The sequence below is a fragment of the Ensifer sp. ZNC0028 genome, from assembly GCF_000799055.1.
Lineage (GTDB): Bacteria > Pseudomonadota > Alphaproteobacteria > Rhizobiales > Rhizobiaceae > Ensifer.
Genome location: NZ_JTLA01000119.1, coordinates 11,332 through 26,866, shown reverse-complemented (window position 1 = coordinate 26,866; position 15,535 = coordinate 11,332). Strand labels below are relative to the sequence as shown.

The 15,535-nt window shown below is 58.8% G+C and carries 15 protein-coding genes, 2 tRNA genes and 1 pseudogene; 7 read left to right on the top strand and 11 right to left on the bottom strand.

The features are described 5' to 3' along the window. Nucleotides 1-153: 153 nt before the first annotated feature. Entirely contained in the window at nt 154-1,497 is a 1,344-nt protein-coding gene (locus L981_RS26885) for a YcbK family protein (protein ID WP_043623642.1), read from the bottom strand. Between the two features lie 398 nt (nt 1,498-1,895). Continuing rightward, nucleotides 1,896-2,336, bottom strand: a complete 441-nt coding sequence (locus tag L981_RS26880) for a VOC family protein (RefSeq protein WP_043623639.1) — start codon at nt 2,334-2,336, stop codon at nt 1,896-1,898. 196 nt (nt 2,337-2,532) lie between these two features. Between L981_RS26880 and L981_RS26875 the strand changes: the two genes are divergently transcribed. The 3 genes from L981_RS26875 (at nt 2,533) to L981_RS26865 (ending at nt 4,413) form a co-directional block, all read left to right on the top strand. Continuing rightward, nucleotides 2,533-3,111, top strand: coding sequence for a cold-shock protein (locus L981_RS26875; protein ID WP_043623636.1), 579 nt, complete (start codon nt 2,533-2,535; stop codon nt 3,109-3,111). Continuing rightward, on the top strand, nt 3,111-3,596 hold the full coding sequence (locus L981_RS26870) for a DUF192 domain-containing protein (RefSeq protein ID WP_043623633.1): 486 nt from the start codon (nt 3,111-3,113) through the stop codon (nt 3,594-3,596). Before L981_RS26875 ends, L981_RS26870 begins: the two co-directional genes overlap by 1 nt. Nucleotides 3,597-3,759: 163 nt before the next feature. Further along, nucleotides 3,760-4,413 carry an outer membrane protein gene (locus L981_RS26865; RefSeq protein WP_043623631.1) on the top strand — a complete coding sequence of 218 codons (654 nt, stop codon included), beginning with the start codon at nt 3,760-3,762 and terminating at the stop codon, nt 4,411-4,413. A 61-nt stretch (nt 4,414-4,474) separates the two neighbouring features. On the opposite strand, the gene L981_RS26860 is transcribed toward L981_RS26865, so the two are convergent. Both L981_RS26860 and L981_RS26855 read right to left on the bottom strand, forming a co-directional pair. Continuing rightward, a complete protein-coding gene (locus L981_RS26860; protein WP_043623628.1) occupies nt 4,475-5,104 on the bottom strand; it encodes a DUF1062 domain-containing protein in 630 nt (209 codons plus the stop codon). A 490-nt stretch (nt 5,105-5,594) separates the two neighbouring features. Further along, nucleotides 5,595-6,776 carry a GGDEF domain-containing protein gene (locus L981_RS26855; protein ID WP_052202037.1) on the bottom strand — a complete coding sequence of 394 codons (1,182 nt, stop codon included), beginning with the start codon at nt 6,774-6,776 and terminating at the stop codon, nt 5,595-5,597. A 486-nt stretch (nt 6,777-7,262) separates the two neighbouring features. Between L981_RS26855 and L981_RS26850 the strand changes: the two genes are divergently transcribed. Further along, a complete protein-coding gene (locus tag L981_RS26850; protein ID WP_043623626.1) occupies nt 7,263-7,808 on the top strand; it encodes a DUF4365 domain-containing protein in 546 nt (181 codons plus the stop codon). Further along, nucleotides 7,808-8,950 (top strand): hypothetical protein, encoded by a 1,143-nt coding sequence (locus tag L981_RS26845; RefSeq protein WP_043623623.1) that lies wholly within the window; start codon nt 7,808-7,810, stop codon nt 8,948-8,950. The genes L981_RS26850 and L981_RS26845 overlap by 1 nt, the downstream gene beginning before the upstream one ends. Nucleotides 8,951-9,009: 59 nt before the next feature. Here L981_RS26845 and L981_RS26840 read toward each other — a convergent pair whose 3' ends face one another. From L981_RS26840 to L981_RS26815, 6 genes and pseudogenes are all read right to left on the bottom strand, one after another. Further along, nucleotides 9,010-9,645: a recombinase family protein gene (locus L981_RS26840; RefSeq protein WP_043623620.1), complete on the bottom strand. Its 636-nt coding sequence runs from the start codon at nt 9,643-9,645 to the stop codon at nt 9,010-9,012. A gap of 128 nt (nt 9,646-9,773) precedes the next feature. Further along, nucleotides 9,774-9,996: pseudogene (locus L981_RS36085) on the bottom strand (Bro-N domain-containing protein). A 431-nt stretch (nt 9,997-10,427) separates the two neighbouring features. Further along, nucleotides 10,428-11,072 (bottom strand): helix-turn-helix transcriptional regulator, encoded by a 645-nt coding sequence (locus tag L981_RS26830; RefSeq protein WP_043623618.1) that lies wholly within the window; start codon nt 11,070-11,072, stop codon nt 10,428-10,430. Between the two features lie 430 nt (nt 11,073-11,502). Continuing rightward, nucleotides 11,503-12,090: a Rha family transcriptional regulator gene (locus L981_RS26825; RefSeq protein ID WP_052202035.1), complete on the bottom strand. Its 588-nt coding sequence runs from the start codon at nt 12,088-12,090 to the stop codon at nt 11,503-11,505. Continuing rightward, nucleotides 12,087-13,673, bottom strand: coding sequence for a DUF6538 domain-containing protein (locus L981_RS33460; RefSeq protein ID WP_052202034.1), 1,587 nt, complete (start codon nt 13,671-13,673; stop codon nt 12,087-12,089). Before L981_RS33460 ends, L981_RS26825 begins: the two co-directional genes overlap by 4 nt. 80 nt (nt 13,674-13,753) lie before the next feature. Next, nucleotides 13,754-13,830, bottom strand: a tRNA-Pro gene (locus L981_RS26815). Nucleotides 13,831-14,005: 175 nt separating this feature from the next. Here L981_RS26815 and L981_RS26810 point away from each other — a divergent pair. After that, nucleotides 14,006-14,362 (top strand): ETC complex I subunit, encoded by a 357-nt coding sequence (locus L981_RS26810; protein WP_082006169.1) that lies wholly within the window; start codon nt 14,006-14,008, stop codon nt 14,360-14,362. A gap of 37 nt (nt 14,363-14,399) precedes the next feature. Beyond that, a tRNA-Arg gene (locus L981_RS26805) sits at nt 14,400-14,476 on the top strand. 202 nt (nt 14,477-14,678) lie between these two features. Here the strand turns inward: L981_RS26805 and L981_RS33455 are convergent. Next, nucleotides 14,679-15,527, bottom strand: coding sequence for a glycosyltransferase family 2 protein (locus tag L981_RS33455; RefSeq protein WP_052202033.1), 849 nt, complete (start codon nt 15,525-15,527; stop codon nt 14,679-14,681). Between the last annotated feature and the right edge of the window lie 8 nt (nt 15,528-15,535).

Genomic DNA, 15,535 nt, shown 5'->3' with positions numbered 1-15,535 from the left:
CCGATAGACGAAGGGCGCACTCGCTGTGTGGGCGCCTTATAGCCAGAGGATTTCAGAACCGCAAGCGGCAATTTTCATATTTCTGTAAAATTCCACAGGCCTGGAAGATTGGAGGCTTCTCGTCGAAACCTCCATGGAAACAAATGGTTGCCTTCAACCCTTGGCGCGTCGGCAGCGCCAGTTCCAATCCCGCTGTGCACCGATATCGATATGGACCGACTCCGTGTGGCAATAGGTGCCGACGCCGCCGCGGCCCGGGACGCTGCGCAGGAATTCGGCGAGATCCCACTTGCTGACGCCCTGCACCTGAATGTCGGCCGCCTCGCAACGGGTATGCAGCGACTGCTTGGCGCGGTTGACCTTGATCGGCCTCAAGCCCGACGTCACCATGACTTGCTTGCCGTAATGCGTTTCCACCTTCTTCAGCATCTGCATGAGCTCCGGCTTGAAGCAGCCGGCATCGACCTTTTCGGTCTGCAGAATCAACCCGCTCGGCGCCAGTCGGGCGAGACCCGAGAGCGAAGCGACCTGAACCGGCGCGCCGTCGTCGTCATCGCCGAGATGCTCTTCGTGCTCGTAGTTGTAGAGCGAGTTCAGTTTGACGCCCGGAAGCGTGTAGGCGAGGGAGGCCGTTTTCGGCTGGCTCGCATTGCTGGTGGTAATCGTCTTCTTTTCCGCCGGCGGGGCCGAGCGAAGTGCCACCTGCTGCGGCTTCTCCTTGCGCTTGCCGGCAAAAAGGGCCGCGAGCGTCCAGGTTTTCGAGGTGTCGTTGTTATCGTCGGCTGGCGTGGCTTCTGCTGCTGCCTGCTGCGCGCCCGCAACCTCGGTCGCTGCCGGTGTGGCTTCCGCATTGGCCACGGCCTGTGGTGTCGCCGAGGTCTGGCCGCTGGCTGCAGCCTCGGCGCTCAGCGGCACCGGAACGGCAACGGGGAGGGTGGCGTCCTGCGCCGCGGACGGAGCATAAGCGGCGACGGCAGAGTCCTGCGTCACGTCGGTGGCCATGTTGGCGGCCCCCTGTTGCGGCGCGATAACCGGCAGCGGCTGTCGCTGGGTGCCGCTGAAAAGACTGTTGTTGGTTGCGTTCATGCCGGGTTGCCCGGCGGGGAGCGGAACAGTTCCCGTCGTCTGCGGCTGGCCGGTCGTCGTTGCCTGTGCGGCAGGCGCCTGACCATAGATGCTCGATGAGGCGGCGCGCAGTCCGGTTCCCTGCATCGTCAGCGATTGCGGCTGTCCGGCATCCTGGGGAACCATGGCATTGCCCGCTGCCTGTTGCGCCTGCGGATCGCTGCCGAGCGCGACGACCTGTCCGTCCTGGACCGTGGCCTCCGATTCTGCGGTTTGCGCCGGGGCTGCCTGCCCCTCGGCCTTCAGCGCGGTCGCGGCATCGTTTTCCCCGACCGCCGACATGCAGCCGCTCAAGGCCAGCAGCGAAACGGATAAAGCTGCAGCCCGCGCAATGGTGACGAGCACCGCGCTCTTCGTTTCCGGATGTTGCAACGTCCTATCCCCGCTCTCCGTGCATGACCGGCGAAGCCTCGCCTTGTCATGCATTAAGTCTCAGCTCCGAAACATCGCTCAGAACAAACAAACTCATGCTTCTCGCGGCGACCGGAATGAGCGCCACGGGAAAAGATCAGGCCAAGTACAAAAGGGGGTCGCCGCCACGAGACATCGCGGATAGGACCCGGCATCAACGTTTCGCGCGAAAAAGTACTCAACGATACGCGATTTGTAAACCGGCGCTAACCTTGAGCCCGCATGTTTCCAACATGCAAAGGCCCGGATAGACCGGGCCCTGGATCATTCATAGCTGCTGCTGATCGACGGCTCGGCCATGCTTGCCGGATTTCACCGACAGCACGGCGCCATCTTCGTTCGCGAGAATTGTGCGGAGCTTACCAGACGCCGGTATTGGCCATCGATGCCCAAGGTTCCTGCGGCGGACGGTTTTCGCCTTTCTGCAGGATCTCGATCGAAATGCCGTCTGGAGAGCGAACGAACGCCATGTGGCCATCGCGCGGCGGCCGGTTGATGGTCACGCCGTTTTCCATCAGATGCTGGCAGAAGCCGTAGATGTCGTCGACTTCGTAGGCGAGGTGGCCGAAATTCCGTCCGCCGGTATAGTCTTCCGTATCCCAGTTGTAGGTGAGTTCGAGGCAGGGCGAGAGTTCGGCGCGGGCGCGATCGATGTCGCCGGGAGCGGCCAGAAACACCAGCGTGAACCGGCCCTTTTCATTTTCGTAGCGGCGGATTTCCGTCAGGCCGAAAATCTTGCCGTAGAAGTTCAAGGCCTCGTCCAGATTCTTGACGCGAACCATCGTGTGCAGATAGCGCATTGCAATGTCCCTGTTTTGCAGAAGATGGCGTATAGTGGTCCGTCAGCAAGCCAGAGGCAAGGCTGCGTCCCCATATTAGTTCTCGGCCAAAATATGCCGAGGGTCTTGCGTATCCGCGGCGGGACGATGTTATTCTGGTCAATAAGAATCAGTTAACCGTATCGGTAGTCGCGCGTAAACGAGGGGCTGGGAGAGAATGGCGGATAGGACATCTTCGAAAGACGTCATGCATGGTGACGACTTTGGCAGCGACGCTCTCGACCTCATCGAAATCACCGGCGTGATCAAGTGGTTCGACGTCGCCAAGGGGTTCGGTTTCATCGTTCCGGACAACGGTATGCAGGATGTGCTGGTGCACGTGACCTGCCTGCGCCGCGACGGCTACCAGACGGTTCTTGAGGGCGCGCGGGTCGTTGCGCTTATCCAGAAGCGGGACCGCGGTTATCAGGCGTTCCGTATCCTCTCGATGGACCAGTCGACGGCGGTACATCCGTCGCAACTGCCGCCGGTCCGCACGCACGTCCAGGTGACGCCGACGAGCGGGCTTGAGCGCGTCCTCGTCAAGTGGTTCAACCGCACAAAGGGTTTTGGCTTCCTGACCCGCGGCGAGGGAACGGAAGACATCTTCGTGCACATGGAAACGCTCAGGCGTTTCGGTCTGACCGAGCTGCGGCCGGGTCAGGTCGTGCTCGTCCGGTTCGGCGATGGCGAAAAGGGCCTGATGGCCGCAGAGATCCATCCCGATGGTCCGTCGCCGACGAGCCGGTCGCACTGATGGTCGCGGTTCGAGACCTTTTCGGAAAAAGCGCCTTCCTGGCGCTTTTTTTGTTGCTTGCACTGACGGTATCGTCGTTTGCCGACGTCCAGTTCACCAAGGACAAGATGCGCCTGGTCAATGCCGATAAGGCGGTGCACGAGCTGACGGTCGAGCTCGCCGTCGATCCGGCCCAGCGAGAGCAGGGCCTGATGTTTCGCACATCCATGGCGCCGGATCACGGCATGCTGTTCGATTTTGGCGAGACACGCCGCGTGATGATGTGGATGAAGAACACTCATCTGTCGCTCGACATGCTGTTCATCGACAACAAGGGCGTCGTTCGCACGATCCATGAAGGCGCTGTGCCTTTTTCCGAAGCAATCATCGATTCGAGGGAACCGGTTGCTTTTGTGCTTGAACTCAATGCCGGCGCGGTCAAGCGGCTGAACATCCGGCCCGGAGACCGGCTGGAAGGCGCCCGAATTCCGCCTTCGCAGCCGTAGGCGCCTGGGCCACGTCGCGGCCGTCCTTGTCCTTCCCCGATCAGTTCCTAAATTATGTGTCTGAACCCCACGGGTTTCATGGTTGAGATCGTGAAGCCTTTCGGGCAGACTGCGTGTTAACGAGTTACTAATATTCTTCTGGCGACAACAGGAGGCATCCGTGATGTTCCGGAGTGTGCTTGTTGCAATCGTAGCGACCTGCGCCGTTGCGCAAACCGCGATGGCAGCGGATCTGGCGGCCGATCTGAGCCAGCCGCCGGCACCGGTCGTGCAGCCAACGCCGGGATTCGTCTGGACCGGCGGCTATGTCGGCCTACAGGGCGGCGGCGGATGGCTCAACGGAGATTTCAGTGCGCCCGGCGGCAGCGCTTCGGAAGATTTCAATGGTGGGTTACTCGGCGCCTTTGCCGGTTTCAACTTTCAGCAGGGCGACTGGGTTTACGGCATCGAGGGTGACGTCAACTATAATTGGAACGACAAGACGTTCGATGTCGGCGGAACCTCGACCGAAGTCGGTACCGACGTTTCTGGCGCAATACGCGGCCGCGTCGGCTATCTGTTGAACGACAAGGCGCTGCTCTATGGCGCCGGCGGCTGGGCGGTGACCCGCGGCTTCGTCGATGTGCCCGGCGCATCGAAGGAAAAAGAAACCTTCAACGGTTGGACGATCGGTGCCGGTGTCGATTATTCGTTCACCGACAGCGTCTTCGGCCGCGCCGAGTACCGCTACAACGACTATGGCGACAAGGACTTCGGCGGCGTCAATGTCGATCTCGACCAGCACCAGTTCACCGTCGGTGTGGGCGTAAAGTTCTGACAGCAACCATTGGCCTCATGGAGCGCCGGCGCGGTGCCGGGCGCTCCATGATACCTTTCGACTACGGGCTCCCGCGGGCACGCTGGGCAATCTCGGCCCGGTCATCTTCCGCCGTGAGATCGAGGACGATGCGGCTGCCGTCTCTGATTGGGCGTTGCAGGGCCTTTCGCGATTCGGGCAGAAGGATGATTCGCCCCGCGGTTTCGAGCTTGGTCAACCTTGCGCGTGAGAGCGCGAGTTCCACCGATAGCAGGCGGTCGACGCGCAGGCTGCTCGCGTGGTGCGCGACAACGACGATCTCAAGCCGTGCGCTATCTACGGTCCCGCTCAACACGCGCCGTTCCACGTTGGAATCGGCCAGATCCTCAATCCGGTCCGTGCATTGGCGAAGACCCTCGATGTCGAACGCCACCTGGCGGATCCAGGCAGGATCGTTGCTTTGTAGCGCTGCGAGCGCGTCCGGCGCGACGCTTGTGACAGTCCGCCGTTCGAAGATCGGGCGGTTCCAGGTGTCTTCGCAAACGGCGCAGCGATAGATCAGCCAGGCGTCGAGCCGGCGTCCGTTGGCGTTCAGCCGCGCCTTGCCGCTGCAGACGAAAGGGCGTTGGCCGCCGCAGCGGCTGCAGGCAAGCCAGGGGCGGGGTGCGGTTTGGGGTTCGATGGTCCACTGGACCGTCAATGTATGAGACATGTCGTCTGGTTCTTCCAATTGGAAGTCCATCGAGACGACGGTTTGAGTACCCGTTCCGGGGACGCGGACTGGCAGTTGTTGGGCGTGATGGTTCCGCCTGACGAAGGTACGTCGGGCTTGAGATCGGCAATGCCATTCCGGTCTCGAACCGCCACCTCAACGAACGCATGAAAATTCAATCCGACAGCGGGAGCGCTATCGGGCGTACGGGGTGAAACTAGCGAGACCGGATTTTACAAAGGCAAAGCGAAACTCCAGGAGAGACAGCGCGATGGTGGCTGCCTGTGCGTCCTACACGCGTGCACGCATGCCGAAAAGTGCAACAAAGACACAGGTTCGCGCCAAGGTGGCGCGCTAGGCAAAATTTGGCCACAAGCGAATTCGGCGTATTGCGCTAAAATAAGCCTTATACCTCCAATCTGAAGCGGATCGGAAATGCTTGGATCCGCTTCTCTTTTTTGAAGGTGGCTTGCGTCGAAGCCCCGCCTGATTAGCTGGCGCGGTGAAGGCTCACAGCAGGCGGTTCCGAAACCGCAGGTTCCGCATCGGACGCGACACGGTTGCGCCCGTCTCGCTTGGCCGCATAGAGCGCGGCATCCGCCCTGTTGAACAATGCCTCCCAGGAACGCTCCGCGCCGCTGGCGGTAGCAAGCCCGATGCTGATGCTGACCGCAACGGTTTGTCCGCTGCTTGCGACCCGCAGTTCCTCCACGGCGCGGCGTAGCCTCTCGGCAATTGCAAATGCCTGTGTCTCGCTTGTCCGCGGGAGATAGAGCCCGAATTCCTCACCCCCGAGACGCGCGAAGCTGTCGCCTCTACGCAGATTTTTCCGGACCAGATCGGCGAAGGCGACGAGCACCTGATCGCCCGTATGGTGGCCGTAGCGGTCATTGATGCGCTTGAAATGGTCGAGGTCCATCACGATCAGGCAATCGCCCTGCCAGCTCGCCTGAGGCAGTTGCGCCAGAAACCATCGCCGGTTACCGACGCCGGTCAGCGCATCGGTATCCGCAGATCGGCGCAACTCCGCTTCCGCCCGCTCCTTGACGAGCACGAGCGCGAAGAGCGCGATGGCGAAGTGGCAGATGATCGAGAGAAAGAAGGCGTAGGTCGTCGTGATCGGCACGATGCCGGGCTTGAGGAGGCCAATGACCACCGCAAGACAAAGGCTGGCGCCGACGGCCATGGCGGCCGCCAGCATGGCGCGCGCCGGCAGCGGCTCTTTCGAGCGGTCGGCGATGACGGCAGCAGCCGAAGCGGCGAGGAAAAGAAAGGCGGCGGCGTTGAAGACGCTAGCCCTGACGACGTTGACCATGTGGAAATGCGTGGCGAGGCCGACGAGCGCTCCGGCAAGTGGCACAAAAAGCGCCAGCCAGTCCGCCAGCCGGCGCCGGCCGCCGCTGAGGCGCCGCACGCCGATCCAGAACAGGGCGTATCCGCCGATCCCGAGCGTGAAGCTGGAAAGCCGCCACAGAGTGGGCGGCAGCAGTTTTTGCTCGCCATAGCCCGCAAGCGTCGAGGCGAGCGCCAGGAAGAGGAAACCGCTCGCCAGAATGCCAAGCCCTTGGTCCCGCGGCGATTGCCAACGCGCATAGAGGAAGCAGAAGGCGCCGATCAGGAACGACGACTTGTGAAGCAACAGAACGGTGGCAAGGTCGAGTTGGGCAGTCATTGGATCGCTCGGGCGGGCTTGGGAGGCGGGCAGGGCTGGAAAGCGCGCCGGTCCGCTCTATCCACAATGGATTGAGCGATTCCTAAATTCGTATGACAAATAGGCATTCTTGTCCCAATTCGGGACAACTCGATCGATTGCCAACGCAATCGAGCGATCTTACGGCGATGTTTAGCCTGCAGATCACGAACAGATTGAAAAAGGGGAAAGTGACGCTTCCGTCTCGATGAATGGTCGGAGTGGAGAGATTCGAAGTCTGCCTCTACCCCGATTACCGATTGATTTACATTGATATTTTTCGTGCGCCTCGACAGCTTGTGTACCAGCCATGTGCGCTCTCGTCAAAGCGACTTTTGTAGCCGTGGGCAACGACATTTTTTTCCAGCTTTCCTTCAAGTGTCACCGATGCGAAAGTCTTTCCTAACTTCTTGCGTTGATTGTAGGCGGTCACAGATTTCTACCGCTTGGCTATTGATGACGTGTTGAATGATTACGGTCTCGCATCTGCAGGAAAGCCTGAGTATTGGATATGTCACCGCGACAGCCGCCGCTGCGCGTATTAACTTGGCAATCAAACGCGAACACGATTACGGGGTTGATGGGACGTTCCTTGCCATGGCGCAGCGCCTTCAAGGCATCGATGCGGATGGCAACGAGGAATATCGGTATGTTGAGAGCGGCACGAAAATCGACTTCCAGCTCAAATGCACTACCAAATGGGAGTTCAGGGGAGACAATGTCGCTTGGAAAATCAAGGCGCAAACTTACAACGATCTGGTTTCTCGGCCTGCCTACGCACCCCTGTTCTTGGTATTGATGTGCTTGCCCCAGGACGCCAATGATTGGCTGTCCTCGACGGAACAGCAACTAATCCTCAAGCACTGCTGCTATTACGCCGAAATAGCCGGACCACGCTTGGCAAACGAGAACTCCAGCAAGCTAATTGAAATTCCACGGGCCAATCTTCTCACACCTGACGCAGTCTTGAGGCTGCTGAGTGAGATGGATGCTAAGTTGGCGGGGATGTTCTGATGAGTAACGACCCCAAACTGAAAGCGGACCTTATGACGTTCTTACGAGAGAACGGATGGTCTCGGCAAATCAGCAAGGATCGGCAAGTCGTTCGCTTCCAGATGACGAACGCGGGCCTCGACAAGCCCGTCAACATCTACTTCACCGAGAAAGCGGGAGCGCATCATCGCGACCGTATCGAAGTTGAAGAAGCACTCACAACCGTCAGGCAGTTCTACGGCATACCTTTCGCGGAACTGCGCCACCGGATGGACACCTTAGCAAGGGGGGGCAGCCGTATCGGCCTGCACCCACGTGACTTTGTGACCAGTCGCGTACCTGATAGGTACGTGGTGGATGATACGATTGAAATGCAAGTAGCGTCTTCAATGGTCGCCTACATGAAGTCGTTGGTGGAAGGGGCGGCGATTGCGGAAGTCGAGTTAACTGGGTCGTTCACGAACGCCTCTGTTCGATCTGCCAAAAGCTATGTGGATGCTTGTCGGTTCGGTCACACCTTCCGGGGCAGTTTCGGTTTTCAGGTCGAATGCCCATTACATGAGGCGGTCCAGTTCGACATGTTCGAGGTAGAGAGGCCACTGGGACGAAAGGTCTCTCAGAGAATTGCGCTCGCCATGGAGGCGGTGACAGAAGCGTTCATACGGGACGATATCAGCAGGCTAACCCAGCCGTCCCTTGTCACCGCTCGCATGTGCGCTGATTTGGCAGACTTCCTTGAAGAAACCGGTGTTTCGTCCTTCAATCTGGGCGTAGCCTTTGACGCTGCGCTTGCCATTGAAGAGCGCAGTGAAAACCCTGAGTTCGAAGTGAAAGCGGCCTCCATTCCGATGTTGCGCGAGGCAGCACAGCGATTGGAGCCACTACCAGAAGAACAGCAGGTAAACGTAGTTGGCCGTATCATCGAGTTGAAAGCAGCAGGCATCCCGCTGGCAGAGAACGATGACAGCAAACGTCTGGTGACAATTCAATGGGACAGCGACGAGGGACGGCGAAAGGTCCAACTTGAGCTTAATTCACAGGACTATGCAGATGCAATTAGGGCACACGAAAACGGACTTCATGTCCAAGTGAAGGGCACGCTGGTGCGTAGGAGTAGGCGCTCGTCGCTTACCGAAACCGGCCCGTTCAAGGTCCTCGATTGAGCCGTCCGCAAACAGGCGAAAAGGCATAATCTGGGTGTGACAGACCGGCCCCGAAACCTTCACAGCCCCCACGAAGCCAGCGCCTTCTCTGCCCCCGCCGCGTCGTCCTTAATCCGATAGACGGTCTGACGTGAAAGCCCCGTAGCCTTGGCGATCTCGGAGACGTTGCTCCCCTTGCCATCCAAATCCAAGACCAGCGCCATTTGGCTTCGGCTGAAGCTGGGCTTACGTCCCCTGTAAGCGTCGTCGCTCTTCGCCCTGGCATTGGCTACCCCAGCCTTCTGTGCCTCCTTGGTGGCCTCTGCTTGGGCCTGTGCGGTGGCAGCCATGAAGCGGACAAGAGCGTCCCTGACTGCCATCTGCATGGGGTCTGTTGTGGCACCGTCGAAGGTCATGTTGTTGATAATGGTCCTGATGACGACGCCACGGCGGATAAACTCTTCAATCGTGTCCGTCACGTCCCGGTAGTTGCGGCCCAGCCGATCAACCCAGCGAACTACCAGCGTGTCACCAGAGCGCAGCATGTCGAACAGGCGCTTACCTTCTGGCCTGTCCTTCATCAGGACTGAGACACCAGAGACACCGTGATCAGCAATGACGTGATCGAACTTGAAGCCAGCCTGTTCCGCTTGGGTCTTCTGGTGTTCAAGGGTCTGTTCTGAGGTTGATACTCGGGCATAAAGGAAGGTTGCCATCTGTCACTCCGGACTGTCCGTATGGAATATGTCCGAATAAATATCTGTCCGAATATTGATAGTCAACCCTAACGGACAAAAACAAATGCGAGTTTCGACTGTCCGCTCAGGTATACCCTTACGGACAATCAGCTTTTCCGGGCCGCCACCTTCTCCTCGCCTACGATGTAGCCACCATCCTTGCGGAGCCGGGAGGACGATGCGGGTGACCCAGTCTTGGAACTCACGGGCCTCCGGTTTGTCGGAACGCATGACGAGGCGGTAGAGGCCGCTCTCGGAGATAAGCCGAACCGAACGGGCAGCATTCTCAATCCGTTTTAGAATGCTCTCGTCAGTGTTCAGCTTGCGCATAGCCATGCCGTGAGACTTCTGCGGGTAGTCGAGGGCGTAGAGCGCATCCATCGCAAGAACCACGGCTGGCCGTCCATCTCGACTACACGGACGAGCTTGGAGAGATAGTTGAATGCGGTGAGGTTGGCGCGGCTGCGCTCTTACAGCCAGCGACGGACCACGACAGGCATGGCGGGCCAGATGATGCCTGTTCGGGGCAAGTGAAGGGGGGCACCGGGGGAAACTGCCTTTTCCGCTTATCTGATCTGGGGGCAGAAAAATTCGCTATGAACATTTCGGGCGGTAGTGCTTCAGTCAGGGATACGGCCCCAGCTTCGCTTGGCGACGACAAACCAGATGCAGGGCTGCCTCCTTGGTCTTGGTCTTGGTCTCGTTAATGCTCCTTATTATGCATCTCTACGATTTCTTTGTCTTAGAGATAGCTAATGCATCTACGCAGCCGATTGAAGCCGCCTGACGTGGTAGCTCACGGCCTGTTGCGAGTAGCCGGTCAGCGCGACAATCTCGGCCTGAGAGCGCCCGCCTTGGAGCAGATGCTTGACGATGTCTTTGGCTTTGCCTTCACGACGAACGGGAGCAAGCTTTGTGGAAAGCAACTTCTGCCCATCGGGGGTGATCAGGATCATCTTGATGCGCCGTTCCTCGAAGCCGACAAAGCGGCTCACGGTGATCGGGATGCAGTAGCCTTCCTCGATAGCCCAGTTGGTGGCCTCTGGTCGATGAGAGTATCGCGGCTTCCGAAAGTCGGGAGCGCAGACCATCGGGACGCTCTCCACAGACAGGATACGGTTCACGAGACCCAGCGTCTCCATCAGGTCGATGACCTTGGTCGATGTCGTGTTGAGTTTCTCGGCGAGCTTGGCAAGCGTGAGGCAATTGGTAACGACCTCGCCCGTGAGGGGGTTGACGATCTCGCCACGCTTCCAGTCGCGATAGTTCCTGATGTGGCTCCAGCCTTCACGCTCGGCCCGAATGAAGTAACCTTCATCGGCTCTGCTCGGTGGATTGATCGGGCGACCTCCACGGGTATGGGAGGCTGCTTTGTGGCCGTCAAGCCACTCACGATAACTGGTCATTGTCGTCTCTTTCATTCTGGATGAGGGGTTGCTCCGAATTGAGCAGGAGGCGCGATCTGGGGAGACGAGGAGCGAAGGCCAGCAGCCGGTAGCTACTCCGGTCACTGGCGCTTCAGTCTCTTCCAGATGAGCGAAGACAAACAACGCTCTGCGGGCAGTGCGCATTGAGGGCGCTGGTCGTTGTCGATGAAGCGACTGTGCGGGTGGATATGGAAACGGCGAGGAGGATGGACTGACGAGGGTGGTCCTCTCGTCCCTCTCTATCCTTATGTAAGGGGCAATCTCAGCCTCAGTCTTCTCCGTATGCGTGGGGTGTTATCCGCCTCTATATCCATATGGTGGTGGTAATCGAGGCTGCTGTGCAGACTGGAGGAACGCCCGTCTTCATCCGTATGGTAGTGGCAATCGATCAGCCCGTCAGAGCTGGCTATCAGGGCCACGCCTTCGGATGATCTCTTTCCTTATGTGCAGGGCAATCGAGAGCCGGTCCCCTCCGTATGGTGGGGGCAATCTCGCTCTCGGTCCTTCTTTGAGCACGGGGTAATCGAGGGACGGTCAGGGACGGCTCTTTGACTGCATCCAGCTTGGCCTTGCTCTCCGCAGCGAGCTGCTCGGCCCACGCACGGGCAGCGATGGCGGGGCTGGAGAAGTCAGGCAGCGCCGGAGCCATCCCCCGCTTCAGTTCCTCTTCCATCGCATTGAACTGGGCGATGTACTTCAGCTTGAACTGCTGCGCCTTCTTACCCGTGAAGCCCATCGCCAGCAGCGTGAAGCCATCGCGGGTCATGTCGAAGGCACGGTAGTGGCACTTACCGAAGCCGGTGCGACCCTCAAGCTGGATTTCAGAGAACATTGCTTGCGGCTCAGTTTTGAGCATCAAGGCGTCGAGGTCTCGCAGCACGTTCTTGTGAAGCTTGCCGAAGTAATCGGCCACGTCGCGGCTGTTGCAGACGACGGTGTTCTTCTTGACGGTGACGATGGGGGTCTCCTCAAAATTGAGGACACCCTCTGCGATCACAGGAAGAATGGAACCTTGCGCATCTCGTTGGCCAGGCCGGGAAGCATCGCCTCACTCTTGCCGTAGCCCTCGCCAGACTTCCCGCTGGAACGTCCGGTGATGTAGTTCTTCGCTGCGTCCAGCACTCCGCCAACAAGGCAGACATCCTCAAAAAGGTGACGCCATCCATGACTGGGGGCCAGTTCAGGTCGAGTGATCTTCACCGTCTCGCGCAACCATTCGCCAATCCTCTGCTGTGATCGGTTTGAGAAGATGCGATTATCTTCGGCCAACGTGAGACCATTGACGAACTCCATCAACCCTTCCTTGATTAGCTCTGGATGCACGGGGACACGGCGCTCACTGCTTCTCGTTTTGAGCGTCTTACCTCCAGATGTTGTCAGGCGGTAGAACCAGTCATCACCTACCTTGAAGAAGTTGCTCTTGGAGAGTTGCGCAACCTCCTCAATACGCGCCCCTGAATAGGCACACATCCAAGGCAGCCATCGCAGGTCATTGCGTGTTTCCTTGCGAGCGGCGGAAAGAACCTGCTTTGCTTCCAGCATCGTGTACGTGCGGGCGTCACTGGGTACTGGCTGGAAGCTCGGTCTCTCGATGGTAGCCAGCGGGTTTCCAAGTGGGAAGAGCTTACCGTGGCTGTGCTTGCGCGCCCATTCGATCACAGTCCTTACGTTCTGGAGGCGCTGGCCGATGGTATTGTTACTCAGTTCACCGCCCTCCATCAACGCCAACTTCCAAGCGTCGGCTTCCTCAGGGGTGACAGTGGTTAGATCATCGCTCTTACGGAAGGTGGCGAACGCATCCGTTGCCAGCCGGTATTTATCGACGGTCTCTTCCCGCAATGGTACGGCGTCCTTACCCGCCGAACGCCGTCTGACACGCTCGTCAATGACGGACTTAAAGGTCTGCGAACTTGTCGCTGCTGTCGGCTTAGGTTCTGCCTGAACAGCTTCAAATGCAGGGTATCGCTTCGTCTCGCCGCTGTCGGAATAATCACCTTCGGCCTTCGCCTGATTGACACGGGCCATCTCGTCCAGCCCTTCGGCCACCTGCATCAGCAGCCTTTGCCGGTACTGAGGTGCGAGGATCATGCCGTGTATCGCCAAGCGGGCATCGGCAAGCTTACCGAACCGCTTCTCCATGTCTGTGGCTTGCTGCTTAAGGGTCGGTATCGTCAAGGAATTGAGGCGAGCAGCTTTGGCCGCAGCGTTCTGCTCCAGCACACGGTGCCAATTCTCGGGATTGCCGGGGTCATCGTCAAACGCTTCGATGAACGCTGCCCTAATCTCACCGGCAAGAGCAACGGATTGCTTATGGCTGAGCGGCTTTGGCCCATCCTTCATCGCTTGCCACGTCGATTGAAGAGCAGAGTATGCCTTAGCGAATCGCTCCTTCGCTGTGCGTGGCTCGCGTGTTTCCAGCGACACCTTCACGAAGTCCGTCATCTTGACCAGCTTGAAGCTATCACCAACAGGAAGCGTAACCGACTGCCCTTTCGCACTTGCGGGCAAATCAGACGGCACCCGAACGCGTAGATAGTAGGTGTTACTGATCAAGACGGGAGAAGGCATTACGAGGGCCATGTGCGCCACCTTTGTGTACCAAGACAAGCGGCGCAAAACTCAACAAGATCAATTATCTAACCAATTCAATGGGAAGACGATGGTCGGAGTGGAGAGATTCGAACTCCCGACCCTCTGGTCCCAAACCAGATGCGCTACCAGACTGCGCTACACTCCGTGCCAACGGCGCCGGAGATACACGCTTCGTAGCAGGGCTGCAACAGCAAAGTTTCCCAAAGCCACATCTACGATTGGGACAAACGCACAACTTCGCTCATCTCCTACCGGAAAGCCAAATTTATCCGGCCAAAAGTCATTCCGTTTTAAATCATTCTGCGTTATGGGAAGACGGAATGCTGGCGCCCGTGAACGTTGCCAGCGAAAGTATGGAGCCGTTCGAAACCATGTCCGCAAAGATCTATCGTCCAGCAAAGACCGCCATGCAGTCTGGCAAGGCCAAGACGAATCTGTGGGTGCTGGAGTTCGATCAGGAAAAGCCGCGCACCATCGACCCGATCATGGGCTACACCAGCTCCGGCGACATGAAGCAGCAGCTGCGACTGACGTTCGAAAACGCCGAGCAGGCAATCGCATACGCCGAGCGCAACGGCATCGAATACCGCGTGATCGCGCCGAAGGAAGCGACCCGCAAGAGCGTGTCCTATCCGGACAACTTCCGTTTCAACCGGATGCAGCCCTGGACCCACTAAGGTCCTTCAGCCGCATTCGACGGGCAACGCCCGGGACGGCCCCTTAGCTCAGTTGGATAGAGCACCTGCCTTCTAAGCAGGTTGTCGCAGGTTCGAATCCTGCAGGGGTCGCCAATAATTTCAAACGCTTAGCTGGTGCGTTGGTCGGCTAAAGAACGACTTTACGGTTTTCCCGCTACAGTTTACAGGAGCCATTACCTGAGGATCTGCGAGACAGCGTCATCGCCGGCTTGTCTTCTCAGTGTCGATTTCTCATCCGCCATGAGGAGCGTGGCGGATAGGCCCGTCGATTCACGCCCTAACGCTCAGCAGAACGCTAAGCGCGTTTCCGAAAGCAGGAAAGAAGCGCCGTAACGGGCTTGAACAAGAGCCTATGGCCCTTGGTGTACATGCGGCCCGGCCGGTGGATCGTCAGCGCATAAAGATACGAGCGCTTCTCTTGCAAGTAGGACCGGAATTTCTGCACGACCTGACGCCGTGCATCGTTCTGTCGCGCCCGCTTTGCGTCCGTGAGGCTGAGGTGTTGCGTGACCAGGCTTTCTTCGCAGCCAACGATCAACCCGCCTCCCAAGGCAAAGCGAATGGCCCATTCGCGATCGACGGCCCTGCGGAAATTCTCGTCGAAGGCGAACTTGCGCAAGGTCGAAACGCGGGTGAGCATGGTGCAGGTGCCGACCCTGCCGTCGCCGGGGAGGGGATCGTCGCAGAGGAGATGGAGCGCGACCGCATCGCCACCCACCGGCTGCGCGGTGCCCATGGCGCTGAGGCTCCTCGTCTTGCCGTTGGAGATCACGCGCCTCGTGCAATAGACCGAGATAGGCGCCGTATGCCGTTCCTCCGCCGCAAGCAGCTTTGCGAGCTGAACCCTTAGCCGTTCCGGAGCGTTTTCGTCGTCCGAATCGAGGAACGCCAGGATTTCGCCAGTCGCTTCGCGCGCGAGCGTGTTGCGCGCGCCAGCGTTGCCCTTGTTGGTATCGTGACGAACCAGCCTTACCCGCGGATCCTGCTGGCTGACGGATTGGACGATGGCGGCGGAGCGATCGGTAGAGACATCGTCGCAGACCAGAATCTCCAGATCATCCCAGTCGAGTTGTCTGGCAGACAAGAGCGTCCGCTCGATCGTCTCTTCGGCGTTGTAGCAACATATCGCAAGTGTTACGCGCATTGATGCCT

What these genes read in the sequence shown, in the direction of transcription:
- L981_RS26880 (WP_043623639.1), bottom strand. Translation starts at nt 2,336, where the DNA reads ATGCGCTATCTGCACACGATGGTTCGCGTCAAGAATCTGGACGAGGCC.
- L981_RS26875 (WP_043623636.1), top strand. Translation starts at nt 2,533, where the DNA reads ATGGCGGATAGGACATCTTCGAAAGACGTCATGCATGGTGACGACTTT.
- L981_RS26870 (WP_043623633.1), top strand. Translation starts at nt 3,111, where the DNA reads ATGGTCGCGGTTCGAGACCTTTTCGGAAAAAGCGCCTTCCTGGCGCTT.
- L981_RS26865 (WP_043623631.1), top strand. Translation starts at nt 3,760, where the DNA reads ATGTTCCGGAGTGTGCTTGTTGCAATCGTAGCGACCTGCGCCGTTGCG.
- L981_RS26860 (WP_043623628.1), bottom strand. Translation starts at nt 5,104, where the DNA reads ATGTCTCATACATTGACGGTCCAGTGGACCATCGAACCCCAAACCGCA.
- L981_RS26855 (WP_052202037.1), bottom strand. Translation starts at nt 6,776, where the DNA reads ATGACTGCCCAACTCGACCTTGCCACCGTTCTGTTGCTTCACAAGTCG.
- L981_RS26850 (WP_043623626.1), top strand. Translation starts at nt 7,263, where the DNA reads ATGATTACGGTCTCGCATCTGCAGGAAAGCCTGAGTATTGGATATGTC.
- L981_RS26845 (WP_043623623.1), top strand. Translation starts at nt 7,808, where the DNA reads ATGAGTAACGACCCCAAACTGAAAGCGGACCTTATGACGTTCTTACGA.
- L981_RS26840 (WP_043623620.1), bottom strand. Translation starts at nt 9,645, where the DNA reads ATGGCAACCTTCCTTTATGCCCGAGTATCAACCTCAGAACAGACCCTT.
- L981_RS26830 (WP_043623618.1), bottom strand. Translation starts at nt 11,072, where the DNA reads ATGACCAGTTATCGTGAGTGGCTTGACGGCCACAAAGCAGCCTCCCAT.
- L981_RS33460 (WP_052202034.1), bottom strand. Translation starts at nt 13,673, where the DNA reads ATGGCCCTCGTAATGCCTTCTCCCGTCTTGATCAGTAACACCTACTAT.
- L981_RS26810 (WP_082006169.1), top strand. Translation starts at nt 14,006, where the DNA reads ATGCTGGCGCCCGTGAACGTTGCCAGCGAAAGTATGGAGCCGTTCGAA.
- L981_RS33455 (WP_052202033.1), bottom strand. Translation starts at nt 15,527, where the DNA reads ATGCGCGTAACACTTGCGATATGTTGCTACAACGCCGAAGAGACGATC.